13 protein-coding genes are annotated in these 16,460 nt (G+C 52.0%); 11 read left to right on the top strand and 2 right to left on the bottom strand.

The features are described 5' to 3' along the window. The first annotated feature begins 118 nt into the window (after window positions 1–118). The 9 genes from B036_RS0125060 (at window position 119) to B036_RS0125015 (ending at window position 9,962) form a co-directional block, all read left to right on the top strand. Window positions 119–2,266, top strand: a complete 2,148-nt coding sequence (locus tag B036_RS0125060) for a peptidylprolyl isomerase (protein ID WP_026232336.1) — start codon at window positions 119–121, stop codon at window positions 2,264–2,266. A 611-nt stretch (window positions 2,267–2,877) separates the two neighbouring features. After that, on the top strand, window positions 2,878–3,057 hold the full coding sequence (locus B036_RS31050) for a hypothetical protein (protein ID WP_020571485.1): 180 nt from the start codon (window positions 2,878–2,880) through the stop codon (window positions 3,055–3,057). Next, the gene (gene lptC / locus B036_RS0125045) at window positions 3,057–3,641 is read left to right on the top strand and encodes an LPS export ABC transporter periplasmic protein LptC (protein WP_083926316.1); all 585 of its coding nucleotides are present in this window, start codon (window positions 3,057–3,059) and stop codon (window positions 3,639–3,641) included. Before B036_RS31050 ends, lptC begins: the two co-directional genes overlap by 1 nt. 200 nt (window positions 3,642–3,841) lie before the next feature. Next, window positions 3,842–5,101 (top strand): hemolysin family protein, encoded by a 1,260-nt coding sequence (locus B036_RS0125040; protein WP_020571483.1) that lies wholly within the window; start codon window positions 3,842–3,844, stop codon window positions 5,099–5,101. Window positions 5,102–5,385: 284 nt separating this feature from the next. Further along, window positions 5,386–6,483 carry a mechanosensitive ion channel family protein gene (locus tag B036_RS0125035; RefSeq protein WP_020571482.1) on the top strand — a complete coding sequence of 366 codons (1,098 nt, stop codon included), beginning with the start codon at window positions 5,386–5,388 and terminating at the stop codon, window positions 6,481–6,483. Window positions 6,484–6,592: 109 nt separating this feature from the next. Beyond that, window positions 6,593–7,567, top strand: coding sequence for a polyprenyl synthetase family protein (locus B036_RS0125030; protein ID WP_020571481.1), 975 nt, complete (start codon window positions 6,593–6,595; stop codon window positions 7,565–7,567). A gap of 119 nt (window positions 7,568–7,686) precedes the next feature. Further along, the gene (locus B036_RS0125025; RefSeq protein ID WP_020571480.1) at window positions 7,687–8,055 is read left to right on the top strand and encodes a hypothetical protein; all 369 of its coding nucleotides are present in this window, start codon (window positions 7,687–7,689) and stop codon (window positions 8,053–8,055) included. 126 nt (window positions 8,056–8,181) lie between these two features. Then, window positions 8,182–9,285: a DUF4198 domain-containing protein gene (locus tag B036_RS0125020; RefSeq protein ID WP_020571479.1), complete on the top strand. Its 1,104-nt coding sequence runs from the start codon at window positions 8,182–8,184 to the stop codon at window positions 9,283–9,285. Further along, window positions 9,282–9,962 carry a HupE/UreJ family protein gene (locus B036_RS0125015; protein ID WP_020571478.1) on the top strand — a complete coding sequence of 227 codons (681 nt, stop codon included), beginning with the start codon at window positions 9,282–9,284 and terminating at the stop codon, window positions 9,960–9,962. Before B036_RS0125020 ends, B036_RS0125015 begins: the two co-directional genes overlap by 4 nt. A gap of 366 nt (window positions 9,963–10,328) precedes the next feature. Here the strand turns inward: B036_RS0125015 and B036_RS0125010 are convergent, their stop codons facing one another. Both B036_RS0125010 and fabG read right to left on the bottom strand, forming a co-directional pair. After that, window positions 10,329–11,729 (bottom strand): hypothetical protein, encoded by a 1,401-nt coding sequence (locus B036_RS0125010; protein ID WP_020571477.1) that lies wholly within the window; start codon window positions 11,727–11,729, stop codon window positions 10,329–10,331. A 16-nt stretch (window positions 11,730–11,745) separates the two neighbouring features. Further along, window positions 11,746–12,489 (bottom strand): 3-oxoacyl-[acyl-carrier-protein] reductase, encoded by a 744-nt coding sequence (fabG, locus tag B036_RS0125005; protein ID WP_020571476.1) that lies wholly within the window; start codon window positions 12,487–12,489, stop codon window positions 11,746–11,748. A gap of 231 nt (window positions 12,490–12,720) precedes the next feature. On the opposite strand from fabG, the gene B036_RS0125000 reads away from it, so the two are divergent. After that, the gene (locus B036_RS0125000) at window positions 12,721–13,665 is read left to right on the top strand and encodes an alpha/beta fold hydrolase (RefSeq protein WP_245557507.1); all 945 of its coding nucleotides are present in this window, start codon (window positions 12,721–12,723) and stop codon (window positions 13,663–13,665) included. Between the two features lie 263 nt (window positions 13,666–13,928). Beyond that, window positions 13,929–16,418, top strand: coding sequence for a TonB-dependent receptor (locus B036_RS0124995; RefSeq protein WP_026232334.1), 2,490 nt, complete (start codon window positions 13,929–13,931; stop codon window positions 16,416–16,418). Window positions 16,419–16,460: the final 42 nt, after the last annotated feature.

Genomic DNA, 16,460 nt, shown 5'->3' with positions numbered 1-16,460 from the left:
CGAACGCCGGCCGGGACCTGTAAGATAGTGGTCCGGCCGTTTTTCATTAGGAAAATCAACAAACTATCCCGAACATAAGCGCCCACAGAGCCGTGGGCAACGTAAAGCTAGATGCAGTATGGCACTAATTGGTAAGATCAGACAGAATACGATAATCGTCCTCCTATTTATCGGAGGCGGCGTAGCGCTATTCATCCTTTCGGAGATGACCAGCGGAGCCTCCGGGCCCCTCGGCCCCGTCATGAACCGCATGGGTCAGGTGGGAGAAACCGAAATTGATCGCACGGAATTCGAAAAAACTGCAAGCACCGCCTTCACTGGTGGTGATGCCTTCCAGAACCGCGACCAGTTGTGGCAGTTCTACGTGAACGAAGCGATCATGACCAACGAAGCGGACGCCATTGGCCTCACCGTTTCTGAGGAAGAAATGGAAGAGTTGCAGTTTGGCAATAACCTTAGCCCCGTTGTTCAGCGTAACCTCGCTGACCCCAACACCGGCCAGGTCAACCGTACCCTCCTCAACCAGATCCGTTCCGAGCGCGACGCCGGCACCCTGCAGGACGCCATCGATACTCGCCGTATCCCTATCCCTAACCTGGTCCCCATCTGGCGCTACCAGGCCCGTGAAGTAAAGGCCACCCGCCTGCAGGAAAAGATGACCGCCATGGTTGCCAAGGCCATGTACGCCCCAAGCTGGCAGGCAAAAGAATTTGCCGATCAGCAGCTCGGCAACCGCCAGGTAGCCGTAGTTAAAGTCCCCTTCGAGGAAGTAGATAACACTGACGTAACCGTTGGTGACGCCGACATCCAGGCCTACATCGATGAAAACCGCAGCGTTTTCATGAACGATGTAGAAAGCCGCCAACTCAGCTACCTCGCGTTCAACGTTAAACCGACCGCTAAAGACTCCGCTGACCTGCGCACCCAACTGTCTGACCTGGCCAACGACTGGCGCGAGGAAACCACCGAATCCGGTGACAGTCTCTTCGCCCTTGGCGCTAATGGCAGCTACCAGGCCGCTTACGTCGCCGCTGACCGCCTTAGCCCAGTTGTTGCCGATGCAGCAGTCAACCAGGTGCCTGTGGGTACCGTTTTCGGTCCTTACGTTGAAGGCAACGCTATGAAGCTCTTCAAGCTCATCGACCGTAAGGTGATGGCTGACAGCGTTAAAGCGCGCACTATTCTCCGTCGTGCTACTACGCCCGAGCAGTTTACCGAGGCCGAACGCCTTATCGACAGCCTCAAGAACGTACTGGATCGCACCCCAAACAAGTTTAGCGACCTTGCCGAAGAATTCAGCCAGGACCCCGCAACTTCCTCTAACGGTGGCCTCATCGAAAAGGCTACCCCCGGTCAGTACCCACGCGCAATGGACAAGGTTATGTTCCAGACCGGTCGTGTTGGTGAACTGGTAAAAGTTCGTGCCATTTATGGCTGGCAACTGATCAATGTCACCAGCCGCAGCCAGTCTGAGCAGCCCCGCGTAAAGATCGCCTACGTAGTAGAGCCGATCATCCCTAGCTCCAATACCGAAAACAATGTGCTCGCAAAAGCACAATCTTTCCTCAACGGTAAGAACACGCTGGCTGAGATCAAGAGTGCGGGAGAAGCTGAAGGCATGGAAGTAGTGTCTACTGGCCCTCTTTCCATCAGCAACTATGTCCTTAGCCCACTTGGTAGCGGACAGGAAGTGAAGAACATGATGTGCTGGGCTTTCAGTGCTAAGAAAGGGGAGGTGAGCCCACAGGTTTACACCTTCTCCGATCCACAGTTGTTCTACCAGAACAATCATGTCGTTGTTGGTCTTGAGGACATCATCCCCGTTGGACTGCCAACCATTGCCTCCGTCAAAGAAGCACTCACGCCCGTAGTACGCAACCGCGTAAAGGGTAACAAACTTGCTACCGACCTCGCTGGCAAAGACCTTTCGGCCATCGCTGCGATGTACGACCTGCAGGTCGACACCGTAAGAAGCAACCCTACCCTGGAAAGCCTGCCAACCATCGGCCGTGAGCCTAAGGTTGTTGCCGCTGCGGCCGTTACTGCAACCGGTAGCATTAGCAAGCCCGTCGTTGGCCAGAGTGGCGTTTACGTCGTAATGCCACTTACTGATGCCGCTACCGGCAACAGTGGCAACCTGCCCGGTGCCCGTGCACAGATCAACATCACTGCCCGTAGCCAGGCAAGCGGTAGCCTGCTGCCGGCGCTGCGCGCCACCGCTTCCGTGGAAGACGAACGCTCAGAAGCTGATTGTCAGCAAAACTAAGCCATCTTATTTGCCTGGTGGAAAGCCCTCACTGTCTTTGGATGGTGGGGGCTTTTTTGTGCAGGTTGCAGGTTGCAGGTTGCAGGTTGCAGGTTGCAGGTTGCAGGTTGCAGGTTGCAGGTTGCAGGTTGCAGGTTGCAGGTTGCAGGTTGCANTGCAGGTTGCAGGTTGCAGGTTGCAGGTTGCAGGTTGCAGGTTGCAGGTTGCAGGTTGCAGGTTGCAGGTTGCAGGTTGCAGGTTGCAGGTTGCAGAAAAAAAATGCCACAGGCAATTCATCCAAGTTTTTCCAGCTTTTTTTTAAAAAAAGCATTTAAAACGAGCGGAGCGAGCTACCTCGTGCGGTAGCTGCAACCTGCAACGCGCCGAAGGCGTACTGCAACAGGAGCATAAGCGACCTCTGCAACGCGCCGAAGGCGTACTGCAACGGGAGCATAAGCGACCTCTGCAACGCGCCGAAGGCGCTCTGTAACGGGAGCGAAGCGACCTCTGCAACGCGCCAAAGGCGCTCTGCAACAGCGAACGAAGTGAGCCTTCAGAACTTTCCCTCCCCCAACTAGCAACATGCAACCTTCAAGTTGTACTTTTGTGCTGCAAAAGAAATTTGCCCCAATATGTCTGAAATCAAATCTGCCGGCATCAAAGGATATGCCGTTCTCGGTACCGTGATCGCCCTTTTACTCTTCACCATCCTGGTGGTCTACCTCTACCGCTACAACTTTAATTTTGTACCGGAAGAGCCACAGAGGTACAGCGACTTGCTACAAGCTGCCGTACTGAACCTTAAGGCTTAGTGGGCCGATTGCATCGGGCACAACAAATTTTATTACTGCTATCGGGCCTAGTGTTAACCGGATGGCTCTTCACTTCCTGTGTCAATGACCCAGAGGATGTTGCGCGCCTGCAACAGCAACTTAACGATACGGTAGAGGAAGCGGAAGGCGTCCACATTATTTTCAGCGACTCCGGTCTGGTGCGTGGCATAGTTGTCGCTCCAACGATGCTGAACTACCTGGACAAGACGGATCAACGGCAGGAGTTTCCCGATGGGCTACGCGTTGCCTTTCTCGATGAGTTTCAGGACACCACCAGCACCCTAACCGCTAAGTGGGGCGTCTACCGACGCCGTACAAAGGAAATTACTGTACGGGACAGCGTTGTCTGGGAGTCTACCGACTTGCAGCGACTGGAGACGGAAGAACTGAATTGGGATGAAAATAAAGAGCGTATTCATACCAAGAAATTCGTAGTCCTGAGCCAGCCGGATTACCTCATTACGGGGTACGGACTGGAGGCCGATCAGGGTTTCAACAATGCGAGGGTATTACAGGTCGTAGGACGTGTTCCGGTATCCCGGCCGAAGGAGGCGCAGGAATAGCTGCCCCCCACCCTCCATGCAATATCACTCCAATCCTTTATCTTCGTAAATAAAGTTGTAGCCGAATCCAAAAGGAAACGAGCGAAGCGAACTGCCCTACGCAGTAGTTTATCTGCACCTTCTCCCAAGGGCGAAGCCCATCTGCAAAGCAAGGGGTCGCAGCAACTTTACATTTAAAAAGGCCACAGGCCATCCAAACCTTGACCACTTTTGCCATTCTTCTCTTCTTATTTCTTTCCGCTGTTTTCAGCGGTTCAGAGATCGCCTATGTTTCGGCAAATAAACTGAAGGTAGAACTGAAAAAGAAAAGAGGTACCCGCCGCAGCCGGATCCTGGCTGGCTGGTTTGACCGACCAGCGGATTTCATGAGTACCATGCTGGTGGGCAACAACATTGCTTTGGTTGCCTTCACTTCTTTGATTTCCGATTCTTTCGCCTTGTTTCTCCATCCCTGGACGCCGGCTGGCGGTATGATTAACCTGCTTGGCGTAACGGTCATCTTAACCCTTATCGTGTTGATATTTGGCGAATACCTGCCCAAGACCTTGTTCCGGTTATTTGCGGATGATGCCCTGTATTTACTGGCCGTCCCACTACGAGCGTTACAGTGGCTGCTTTACCTCCCCAGCCGGGTAATGACTGGCGCGAGTAACCAGCTGTTGAGCTTATTCTTCAAAAGACCAGCAGAGGAACTGGATACCGTGCTTACGCGCCTGGACCTGGAGAACTTCGTCAATGAAAGCCGGTCATCGGCCGATGAAGATATGGCCGTAATTGACACCAAACTGTTCGGTAATGCACTGAACCTTTCGGAGGTAAGGGTAAGTGATTGCATGGTGCCACGAACGGAGATCCAGAGTGTAGACGTCTCTATTTCCGTAGATGAGTTGGAGCAAAAGTTCCAGGAAACCCGCCTGAGCCGCATCCTGGTGATTGACGGAGACATGGACGAAGTACTCGGGTACGTTCATCACCAGCAGTTGCTGGACCTTCCGGAATCCGTTCGGAGTATGATCCTCGAACTCACCTTCATTCCCGAGGTAACCCGGGTAACCGATTTGCTGGACCAATCGATCAAAGAACAACTAAGTATTGCCTGCGTCGTCAATGAATTCGGTGACATTGCAGGACTGGTCACTATGGAGGATTTGCTGGAGGAAATTTTTGGCGAGATCGAGGACGAGTTCGACGAGGACCCCTACCTGGAAACCGTTGAAGAAAACGGGAGCTATATCTTCAGCGCCCGTCTCGAGATCGGCTACCTAAACGATAAATATGACCTCAAACTACCCGAAGGAGAATACCATACGCTGTCGGGCTTCATCGTGACCGAAGCCGAACGGGTACCGGACCAGGATGAAAGCCTCGAATTAAGGGGGTTCATCTGTGAGATGGTGGAAGTCTCCAATACCAGGATCGAGGTGGTTCGGCTTAGTGTGGCGCCGGAGGTGGAGGAGTAGGGTTCAGTATTCAGGGTTCAGAGAGTAGTATTCAGGGAGCAGGGAGCAGTATTGAGCACTTACGTCCTGAATATCGAAACCTGCGCACTAAGCACTGAACCCTGACCACTGAATACTAATGAGGGCGCGGCCACAAGTGCGAGGAACGGTAGAGGGCTTGCGGCCCGTTAGAAGCCCTCCCTGCACCTGCGTTCCCGCCAAAAATCTAAAAGCCTGCGAGCTATTTGAACCCCGGCGCAAAACCCGGGTTCCCCTATTGAACCCCGGTTACTCTTTACAGACCCATGCAAGCATTTCTTGACCTCATTGGCACTACGCCCATTTCGCTCCAGTTACTTATCGCCTTTGGTGTTGCTTTGGCACTGGCGGCCATAATTGTGATGGTACTCTACCCCATCCTTAAGATCTCCGCACGTAAAACGCAGAGTTACACCCTCCAAACTTTTTCTAAACGGACCCGCACGGCCGTCTTCTGGTTAGTGACCATGCTACTGACCTATTCGTTCTGGAATGTAATTGACGCTTCCGTAACGGATAAAGAAGAAAGCTTCTTTCTGCCGGGCATCCTTAACCTCCCCAGAACACTGCTTTACATCTTTGGAGGGGCTTTCCTGATTCAGGTTACCCGGGTGGCGGGAGATACCATTCGCCACCGCTACAACGCCGACGACGTTAACAACCTGCGGGAGCGGAAAATTCTTACCCAACTGCAGTACATCCAGCGAATTGTTTCCATCCTCATTTTCGTGGTGGTCGTCGCCTTTATTTTCCTTCAGTTTGAGGGAATGAAAAAGCTTGGAACCGGTATTCTGTCCACCGCCGGTGTCGGTGGCATCATCATCGGTCTGGCGGCTCAGAAATCAATCGCCAACCTCCTGGCGGGCTTTCAGATCGCCTTCACCCAACCCATCCGGCTTGATGATGTGCTTATCGTAAACGGTGAATTCGGGACGGTGGAAGAAATTACCCTGACCTACGTAACGATGAAGCTATGGGATGAGCGCCGGCAGGTTATTCCACTGCAATATTTTATTGACAATGTATTCCAGAACTGGACCCGAAGTACCGCTGAGCTGATCGGTTCCGTATTCCTGTATCTCGATTATTCCTTCCCAGTGCAGGAACTGCGGGAAGAAGTAGAAAACTACCTGCCAACTCAGGAACTCTGGGATGAACGCGTAAAAACCGTTGCCGTAACCGAAACAAGTGAACGAACCATTACGGTACGCATCCTGGTTTCTTCCAATAATGCGGGCAATACCTTCACCCTCCGTTGTAATACCAGGGAGCATCTCCTTAAATGGGTAAAGACCAATCATCCCGACAAATTGCCCCAGCAACGGGTGAAGGGAGACAACCTTCCAACGCTTCCATCGTTGTAAATTTTCATTTTTTACTGAAAGTTAGGTTCGTCCGACCTAACTTTGCCCATCCTTAGTCGCCCGACGGTTAGTAGCCCGGAGGCCGCCCGAAGCCAACCCCTTAATTTATATGGCTAACCGCCTGGACCAGATAAAACGGCCGATCGCCGAAGAACTGATTGCTTTTGAAAAGCATTTTCGGGAGACCATGCGTTCTAAGGTGGCCCTGATGGACCGGATCACGTACTACATCGTGAAACGTAAGGGGAAGCAGATGCGGCCAATGTTTGTTTTCCTCTCCGCCAAAATTTGTGGAGAGATCAATGAGAACAGTTACGTTGCGGCTTCGCTCATCGAATTGATCCATACCGCCAGCCTGGTCCACGACGACGTCGTCGATGAATCCTATGAGCGCAGGGGTTTCTTTTCCATCAATGCCCTGTGGAAAAATAAGATCGCCGTGCTGGTGGGAGATTTCTTTTTTGCTAAAGGACTCCTGATTGCGCTCCGGCATAAGCAATACCGTATTCTGGAGATCATCTCCAATGCCGCACAGGCCCTTAGCGAAGGTGAACTGCTACAGATCGAGAAAGCCCGCCGACTCGACATTGACGAAGCCATTTATTTCGACGTCATCCGGCAGAAGACCGCCAGCCTGATCGCCGCCTCCTGTGAGGCGGGAGCCGCCTCCACCACCCAGGAAGAGGAAACACTGCAACTTATGCACCAATTCGGGGAGAAGATCGGCATCGCCTTCCAGATCAAAGACGACCTGTTCGACTTTGGCGTCGACGACGTCGGCAAACCCCGGGGCATCGACATCAAGGAGAAGAAGATGACACTCCCACTTATCCACGCGTTGAATCAGGCCCCCTCGGGTGAACGCAAGCGCATCATCCGGTTGATCAAGAAGTACAGCGATAAAAAGGACAAGGTGGCCGAAGTGATTCGCTTTGTCCACGAAAGCGAAGGCCTGCCCTATGCGGAGGCCGCCATGCTCCGGTACCGGGATGAGGCTTTTGCCTTGCTGCGGCAAATGCCGGCCTCGGATTCGCGGGATAGTTTGGAGGATTTGGTTAATTATGTGGTGGAGCGGAAGTATTAGGGGGCGGGGACGCGGGTGCGATAAACGGTTTTAAGGCAAGGGTGGGTAGATGCGTCGTGCTGCGCTTTGCAGGACATTACACTAATTTTCGTCTTTCACTACGTAATAAGAAATACCGAATGATAAATAAAGTAATTCTCCAATTGTTAGTATTCACCTTTCTTGTTTTTAGTTGCAATTCTAAATCTTCTGAAGACTTCAAGGAATCTGACAGTTTTACCAAGGAGGAAAAAGAATCAATTCATCCAATAAGAGTAAATCAGCAATTTATTACTTCTTTTAATGAAGGAGATACATTAACAGTGAAGTCATTTTTTGGGGATTCCGGAGTTGAATATCCAACTTATGAAGAAGCCCTTGTAAATAGTGATGATAAGTCCATCATCATAAAGAATGTTGAATACGGAGGAGCGACCGAATGGAAAAGAAGCTATTTAGTTGGAAGTACAAATCTAAAAGAGGTGCTTCCTCCGTTACAGGAAAATTAAAGCTAAAATCTGTGATTCTAAATGCCCCGGTGAACCGATCTTTCGATTGCCCCGTACCTCCCGTAAACACATTACTATGACTCCCCGAAAAACGCTAACTTTAGCTCCCCCCAATCCCCCACAACTATGAAAAAGCTATTGTTTGTACTAGCCGCTGTAGCCCTCTTCAGCAGCCACGACATGTACCTGAAATTGGACAGTTTCTTCCTCCAGCCCAATACCGCCGCCAACATCCAGCTGTTCAACGGCACCTTCGATAAAAGCGAAAACGCCATTGCCCGAAACCGGATGATCGACGTCAGCCTGGTCGGCAACGGTACCCGTACCAAGGTGGATACAACCCAGTGGAGTGACCAGGACAACGTCACGATCCTAAGCTTTACCACCGGTGACCCAGGCACCTGGGTGGCGGGAGTATCCACCCGCGCACGAGACTTCGGCATGGAGGCACAAGCCTTTAATGACTACCTGAAGCACGACGGTGTACTGGACATGCTGAAATCGCGCGAAGAGAACGGGCTCTTAGACGAAGCAGTCGTAGAGCGGTACTCCAAGCACGTCAAGACCATCTTCCAGGTAGGAAGTACCAGGACAGATGACTGGCAAACGGCCCTGGACTACCCGATCGAATTCGTCCCCATCAGTAACCCCTATGATCTGCATGCGGGGGATATGCTGAAGGTGAAACTGCTGTGGCAAGGCCAACCATTGGCCGGCCAGTTGGTCTACGTCGACTCCGACCAAACGGACCACGGCCACAGCCATGACCACGGTGATGCGGCCGATCATGACCACGGAGATGAGCACGCGCACGAACATGGCGATGAAGAGGGACATGAGCATGGTGAAGAACATGGCCATGACCACGGTGATGAGGCAGGCCATGACCACGACACCGAAGCAGAAGAACCCCATCACCACGACTCCGCCGCCCAATACCGCACCGACGCAAAGGGAGAATTCTCCTTCAAAGTAACCGCCGACGGCATTTGGCACGTGCGGACGATCTACCTCGTCAACTCCGAAGAGCCCGGCCTCACCCACGAGTCCAACTGGGCAACGCTGACCTTTGAAGTGGACCACGGACAGGAACACTCCCACGCTGAAGAAGACCACGACCACGCCCATGAGGCCAACTCCGGCATTCCCGGATATGCGTATTGGGGTGGTAGTCTGCTGCTGATTGCCTCCTTGTTTTTCGTGTTTATGAAGAACGCCAAGTCTGAATGAAACGAACCAACAGATCAATACTAAGTGCCGCGCTTATCCTCTTCCCGCTCCTACTGGTAGCACACGGCGTAAGTTCTGCCGATCAGGAAACCCTGAGCAATGGTGGCCTGCTGGCCTACATCCTCGTAGGCGCTAAGCACATGATTACCGGATATGACCACCTGCTTTTTCTGGCGGGGGTTATTTTTTACCTGAGTGGTTTCAAAGACATCGTACGCTTCATTACCGTATTCACCATCGGCCACAGTATCACGCTGATCAGCGCGACCTATCTGGGCATCAAAGCGGATGAGCACCTGATTGATGCCGTAATCGCTCTGAGTGTGCTCTACAAAGGTTTCGAGAACCTGGGAGGGTTTGAAAAACTGAAGATGAAGTCGCCCGACCTGCTGATGATGGTCTTCCTCTTCGGGCTGATCCATGGGTTCGGCCTTTCTACACGCCTGCAGTCGTTCGAGATGGGGCCAGACCTCTTCCTGGCGAAGATCGTCTGCTTCAATATCGGCGTAGAGCTGGGGCAGATTGCTGCCCTGATCCCGATCGTCTTCCTAATCACCCGCTGGCAGAAGCTGAAGAGTTATGACGCCTTTTACCGGGCGGTGAATACTTACCTGGTGATTGCGGGGATCGGGTTGTTTTGCTACCAGATGTATGGGTATTTTAGTGGAGGGCATTAGCGGATCGTTTAAGAAGTTTCGTTATTCAAGGGGTAATCTTCCAGCAGGCTGTCGGGGAGAACCGAACCTGAGCCAAAGTGAGCCATTTTTGTGGTAGTTGACTCATGAATTCAGTTGTTTAACGGATTAATCGGCTGAATTCATCGGGAAGACTACCACAAAAAGGGCCGTTTTGGGGCGACAAGCGTTTTCTCCGACAGCCTTCAGGCGCAGGGCTTGCCCCTGAAGGCGCGGTAATATTTGCCGTTCGCTGAGCGAACGAAAAGAACGCTCTGGGGATGCCAATACGGACGGGTCAAGCCCCGTCCGTAAGGAAGAAAGAGTAACTTTTGTGTATTCGCTGCGCGAAATTCGGGCCAAAACCTGTTATTTCAATATTCCCTCAGGAAGTAGTACCGCAATAGTTTGTCGAAAGGCCGCAAACCGTTCCCCGGAAGCACCGTTTTCCTGCACGGCATTTTTGTTTTCGCGGAAGCGCCGGTAGAACGTATCGTTATCAATCAGCCCTTCCCGCCAACGGGCAAGGTCCAGTAATATGGGAATGGTGGGCAGGTAGCCTGCCTTTACGGAGTAGCTCCTGTCTTTTTCTTCCAGTTTAAACTGTCGGATCAGCTTAAGGGCTTTCTCATTATGATCCTGTAAAAGCAATACCTGCAGGTAAACGGTAAAAAACAAATGCCACCGGTATCTTAAAATGTCTTTCCTGTAAGCCCTGAGGTAGCTGTCACCATATGACAATGCCTGGGCAAGACGTCCGTTCCTGATCAATGCTTCCAGGTAAAAGGCAGTATAACCAATGCGGTTGTGCGGGTTTACCGTTGTGCGGGCAGCATCTTTAGCTGATTGCAATAAATTCAGGGCCTCTTGCTGGCGGCCCAGGCGTAGTTGCACGGCAGCCAGGTTATTGACGTAAAAGAGGTAATCGTAATTTCTGGCACGGACGGAGAGCAGGCCATAATAAACGGCCTTTTCATACTCCCGGCGCTGTGAATGAAGTAGTAGGCGGTTACCGTAGTAGTTTGCCAGAATGCGCCTGGAGTAGTTTCGCCCTCCCTGAAATGATTGGTCAAGATAGTCGAAGTGCACCAAAACGCGGTCATAGTTATGGTAGTTGAAACCGATAAAAGTAAGCCTCACAAGGGCGAGGTATCGGTTCAGTCCGTCCATGTTTTCGTTACGGAAGACGTTTTCGAGTAAATCCTGCCATTGTTCGCTTTCGTTACTTTGATTAGCGTATTGCTCGACTACATCCTGCGTAATGTCATGAAGTTGATCGTAACACTCCTTACTTTGGTGAAAAGGAGTGGCATGAGCAATTAAAAAGTCATTGACCAATCGATGATCCTGGTAGCGAAGCCGGATTTGCAGGAAGTGTCGATAGTGCTTCAACACCTCATAGAATTTCATGAAGAAGTAACTCGGATGCTGGTAGTGACGTACCAGCTTCAGAAGTTTCTTTTCATCCTTTGTCTCGATGGAGTCCGTCATGATCCGTCGTTCGGCCTCGAGCAGCCATTCATGGAAGACGTCTACGTCGATGTCATCGAGGCGCTGTTGGATCCATTTCTGGAGATGGTGGTATTTCCGTTTATCAATGGCCAGATCGTAGGGCGTGAATTGCTCTACCTGACGGCAGTTGAGGTCAACACGCTGGAGGATCGCGAGTCGTTCGGGATCCTCCAGCTGCTGGGTACGCAACAAGTAAGCGGTTTCGTGCGGGAGGAGTTGCCCGGTGAATTCCGTAAACTTATGTAGGCGGTTGCGCACGGTATGGGGAGTTGTGTTAAAGTATTAGTCCGCCATCCACACTCAGGCAGGTTCCGGTGATGAAGGAGGCTTCTTCGGAGGCAAGGAAGGCATAGGCGTTGGCAATGTCTTCCGGCTGCCCAAGACGACGTAAAGGCGTTTTGTCCTGCATTCCGGCGAGGACGGCCTCAGGCATGGCTTCGGTCATTTCGGTGGCGATAAAACCTGGCGCTACGGCATTGACCGTTATTCCGTATTTGCCGAATTCCCGGGCCCAGGTTTTAGTCATGCCGATGAGGCCAGCTTTAGTCGCGGCGTAATTACTTTGACCGAAGTTGCCGTAAAGCCCAACGACGGAGGAGGCGTTCATGATCCGACCGTAGTTGGCTTCGGCCATGTATGGGTATACTGCCTTGGTACAGTTGAATACCCCCGTCAGGTTGACATCAATGACCTGCTGCCATTGCTGATGAGTCATTTTTTTGAAGCTACTGTCCCGGGTAATACCAGCATTGTTGATCAGCACGTCAATGCGGCCAAAGTCCGTAATAACCGCTGCGGCCGCTTTTAAGCAAGCTTCGGGGTTGACGGTGTTGACGGCGTAGAACCTGGCAGGAAAACCGGCATTGCTGAGTGTTTCAACCAACTCCCGGCCGGCTGCTTCGTCGATGTCCCAAATGGCTAGCTTGGCACCTTCGGTGCCACATTTCAGCGCCGTTGCTTTACCGATGCCCCGGGCACCGCCGGTGATGATGATAACTCTGTCTTGAAGTCGTTGCATGATCTGCGTTTTTTAGAGGTGAGGTCCGAAAACTAGCGGCTCATGTGGGGGAGTAGTTAGAAGAATGCAAGGTAATAAAGGTTGACTTAATAAATTAACAAATGTTAATTTATTGGTTTACAGCATTTTAAACCCATAAAATGCGGGGTTGACCGAATTTACAAGTTTGCCCTACACTTTTCCCTAGCACCTGCGTCCGCGCCCTAATTTGCCTGCATGAAAATTTCAATCATGCGCTTCTCATTTATCCTGTCTTTGTTGTCGATCACCCTGCTGTTAACCTCCTGTGCAACAGCGCAAACTACCACTGCCGTGACTACCTGGAATTATCCTTATGACGTTCACTTTACGGACATCAACGACAGCATTCGCCTCGCTTACGTTGATGAAGGCACGGGGCAGGAAACCCTCGTCTTTATCCATGGCCTCGGCTCTAACCTGCAAGCCTGGCAAAAAACAATTGCCGGCCTTAAGAACGATTATCGGTGTATTGCCCTGGACCTGCCGGGCTATGGTAAATCCAGCAAAGAAGACTACCCGTTCAGCATGACCTTTTTTGCCGATCAGGTGGCAGCCTTTATCGAAGAACTGAAGCTGGAAAATGTAACGCTGGCAGGCCATTCCATGGGCGGACAAATAGCGCTTACCCTTGCCTTAAAGCAGCCTGATTACCTGACCCGGCTGGTGCTCGCCGCACCAGCAGGACTGGAAACATTTTCTCCGGAGAACCGGGCATTTTTTGCCACTTACGTTCAACCACAGATCATTCGAGCAACGACCGAGCCCCAGATTGAAGCCAATTTCGCGTTAAATTTTTACGAAATGCCCGAAGATGCCCGCTTTATGGTGGAAGATCGACTGAGCATGCGGGAGGATACCCAGGCCTACCACTACTATTCCGAAATGATTCCCCGCTGTGTACTTGGGATGCTTGATGAGCCGGTCACCGATCGGCTGGCAGCGCTAAACCTGCCAACACTACTGGTTTTTGGTCGACAGGATCAACTGATTCCTAATCGATTCCTGCACCCGCAGTTAACCGTTGAGGCCGTTGCGAAATCCGGGCAACAAGCCATCAAAAATGCCGAAGTTATATTCTTCGACAAGGCGGGACATTTCGTTCAATGGGATCAGTCGGCAGCCTTCAATAAGGCCGTCCGAACTTTCATTGACTAAATAATCGATCTAATCTTGATCTTTCAGTCAACCCTAATGCCAGTGAGGCAAAAAGCTAATGTTTACTGGATTTACGGCGCCTTTTTCTTTGTTCTTCGTCTTTAGTCGCTAGCTTTTTATTAAAAATATCAGGGGTTGGCCTGGGAGTACACGCATACTTTGGCAAAGTGAATATTGTTTGGGAAAAGAAACACTACAGCACATTCGTGTCTGCAAAATAAGGCTATCTCCAAACATGTGACTGTATCCTTAAAGATGAAATCATGTATAAAATACTTTTAGTTCTTTTCATAAGTTTCTTCGCGTCGGTAGCGATGGCCCAGCAGGCGACACTGTCGGGGCGGGTATTAGCCGAAGATGGCAGCCCATTACCCGGAGCAACAATTGGGGTGGCAAGCAGCTCGCTCGGTACTTTTTCGGACGAAGACGGGAGATACGAACTTTCCCTTTCCCCCGGCACTTACCTTGTCCAGGTAAGCTTCACCGGTTATTCCATAGAAAAAGCAACCGTTACCATTGCTTCCGGTAGTACCAACACCTTAGATTTCACGCTGGAAGAAGGCTTCGAGCTGAGCGAAATCGTGGTCTCCGGTTCCCGAAAACCGGAAAAAATAACGGAGAGCCCCGCGACGATCGAAACGATCTTCTCCCGGGAAATCCTGGAGTATGCCGGTAATCCGGCCGAGCTGATCGCCCGGCAGAAGGGGGTGGATTATTTCCGCGCCGGCCTGGCCGCGCCAGCTTTCAATATCCGGGGGTTCAACTCCAACTTCAACGCCAAAAACCTGCAGGTAACCGACGGTCGCTTCAGTACCCTGGTGGCTACGGGGCTCCCCTTCGGCCCGCTGAATACGATCATCAAGGAAGACATCGAACAGGTGGAACTGATTCTGGGTCCTAACTCCACCCTCTACGGGCCGAACGCCCACAATGGTTTGTTGAATACGATTACTAAAGATCCGCGGCAATACCAGGGTACCACCATTACCCTCAACCCCGGAATCACCGGTGATGGGGATGCTTACTACAGTGCGCGGATTCGCCACGCCCAGGCGTTAAGTGATAAGTTTGCCTTCAAAGTTACCGCAGAGTACACGGCTGGTACGGAATTTGAGTACACCGACTCCGTATTTATCGACCGGGTTGGCGCCTTCGACATGATGGGCAATCCGATACCCGACGGGATAAAGGAAGGCTATGAAGAACTGGAACTCGACCGCGATGTCGAATTCCTGCGCGGTGAATTTGCCCTGCATTATGACCCCTCGGATAAACTGAAGCTGGAACTCGCCGGTGGTATGAGCAACAGCACCTACCTCTCGCCCACCAACGTTGGTCGCAACCAGATCAAAGACTGGCAGGTAGGCTACGTACAGCTCAAAGCCAGTGGGGACCACTGGTTCGCCCAGGCTTACTACACCACTTCAAAAACGGACAGTACCTACTCCATCGATGACCGGACCAAGGCATACTACAACCTCCTCCGTGCAGGCCAATCCGACGCCGTGGCCCGCGGGCCGCTTTCTTACTCAACCGGTGCTATTTTTCAGGATGCTTCCAACCGGGTGAACGCCGAAGCACAGTACAATAATACCTTCGGCAGCCTGCAGGTCGTTGGCGGTGTTCAGTACCAGTTAGACAATGCCAACAGCCGGGGAACCTACCTCCTCGACGAGAACGACGACGACTACATTACCGTAGCACAGCTGGGTGCTTATGCTCACCTCACGTATGACTTCGGAGGTGGATGGCGGGCCCTGGCGGCCGCGCGGGCGGACAACCACGAGGTCTACGATTTCAATTTCGTGCCTAAAGTCGGTTTGTTGAACATCGGCAAGACGGGTACCTGGCGGCTTACCTACGGCCAGGGTATCGCTGCGCCCACCATCCTGAACCTTTACGGCAACCTCTTCGGGGGGCTGATCCTCGGTAATGCCGAAGGCTTTACCCTGGCGGACGGCAGCAAGGTCGAAAAGCAGCGGGTCGAAAAAATTTCTACCCTCGAGTTGGGGTACCGTGGGCAGCTGATCAAGAACAAGCTGTTCATCGATGCCAATACCTACTTCAATAAGTCCAGGGACTTCCTCAGCCCGGTTACCGTGGTAGGGGTCACCACTGAAAGGGGCGACACACCAATTGCGGATGTGCAGGATGCCTTTGCCGTCTACGGCGGCCTGGTGGCTACCTACGTGAACTTTGGTGAAATCAATACTTACGGCCTGGACATTGGCCTTACCTACTACTTTACCCCGGAGCTGAGCACTTACGTGAACTACAGTTACTTCGACTACAGTGCGGACGAAGACAACCTGGACAATGATTTCAACAACGATGGGGTGGTCAACTTCCTCGACCTGCTGGTCAACGCTCCCACCCATAAAATGGGCGCCGGCCTGAACTACAGTGGCGATAAGTGGTTCGGCAGCCTGTTCGGCCGTTGGGTACAGGAGTACGATTATTTCAGCAGCTTCCAGATCGCCAGCCGCAGCTACCCTGAACTTACCTACCGGGGCCTCCCGATCATCGAGAACGCCCGCTCGGGAGACTCTTTCAACTACGGTCCCCTGGGTGGATTTGTTACCTTCGATGCCAGCCTGGGTTACCGCATCAGCGATAAAGTAACACTGTCGGTTGCTGCAAACAATCTTCTTAATACAGAGTTGCGGGAGTTCACCGCTAGTGCCCCGACTAAAGGATTGTACACGCTCGAGCTCCGCTTTAACCTTCCGCCACGTCGCAGCGGTAAAAAGTAAGTTGCCCGGGTAACCTGGCTACCTAACCAGCCGGCATACCCG

It is taken from the genome of Neolewinella persica DSM 23188 (assembly GCF_000373105.1).
Taxonomy (GTDB): Bacteria; Bacteroidota; Bacteroidia; order Chitinophagales; family Saprospiraceae; genus Neolewinella; species Neolewinella persica.
Note: the sequence above shows the minus strand (reverse complement) of the source record. Positions and strands in the feature narration are given on the sequence as shown.

Excerpts from the sequence above, each read along its gene's own strand:
- B036_RS0125060 (WP_026232336.1), top strand. The coding sequence starts at position 119 with ATGGCACTAATTGGTAAGATCAGACAGAATACGATAATCGTCCTCCTA.
- B036_RS31050 (WP_020571485.1), top strand. The coding sequence starts at position 2,878 with ATGTCTGAAATCAAATCTGCCGGCATCAAAGGATATGCCGTTCTCGGT.
- B036_RS0125035 (WP_020571482.1), top strand. The coding sequence starts at position 5,386 with ATGCAAGCATTTCTTGACCTCATTGGCACTACGCCCATTTCGCTCCAG.
- B036_RS0125030 (WP_020571481.1), top strand. The coding sequence starts at position 6,593 with ATGGCTAACCGCCTGGACCAGATAAAACGGCCGATCGCCGAAGAACTG.
- B036_RS0125025 (WP_020571480.1), top strand. The coding sequence starts at position 7,687 with ATGATAAATAAAGTAATTCTCCAATTGTTAGTATTCACCTTTCTTGTT.
- B036_RS0125020 (WP_020571479.1), top strand. The coding sequence starts at position 8,182 with ATGAAAAAGCTATTGTTTGTACTAGCCGCTGTAGCCCTCTTCAGCAGC.
- B036_RS0125015 (WP_020571478.1), top strand. The coding sequence starts at position 9,282 with ATGAAACGAACCAACAGATCAATACTAAGTGCCGCGCTTATCCTCTTC.
- fabG (WP_020571476.1), bottom strand. The coding sequence starts at position 12,489 with ATGCAACGACTTCAAGACAGAGTTATCATCATCACCGGCGGTGCCCGG.
- B036_RS0125000 (WP_245557507.1), top strand. The coding sequence starts at position 12,721 with ATGCGCTTCTCATTTATCCTGTCTTTGTTGTCGATCACCCTGCTGTTA.
- B036_RS0124995 (WP_026232334.1), top strand. The coding sequence starts at position 13,929 with ATGTATAAAATACTTTTAGTTCTTTTCATAAGTTTCTTCGCGTCGGTA.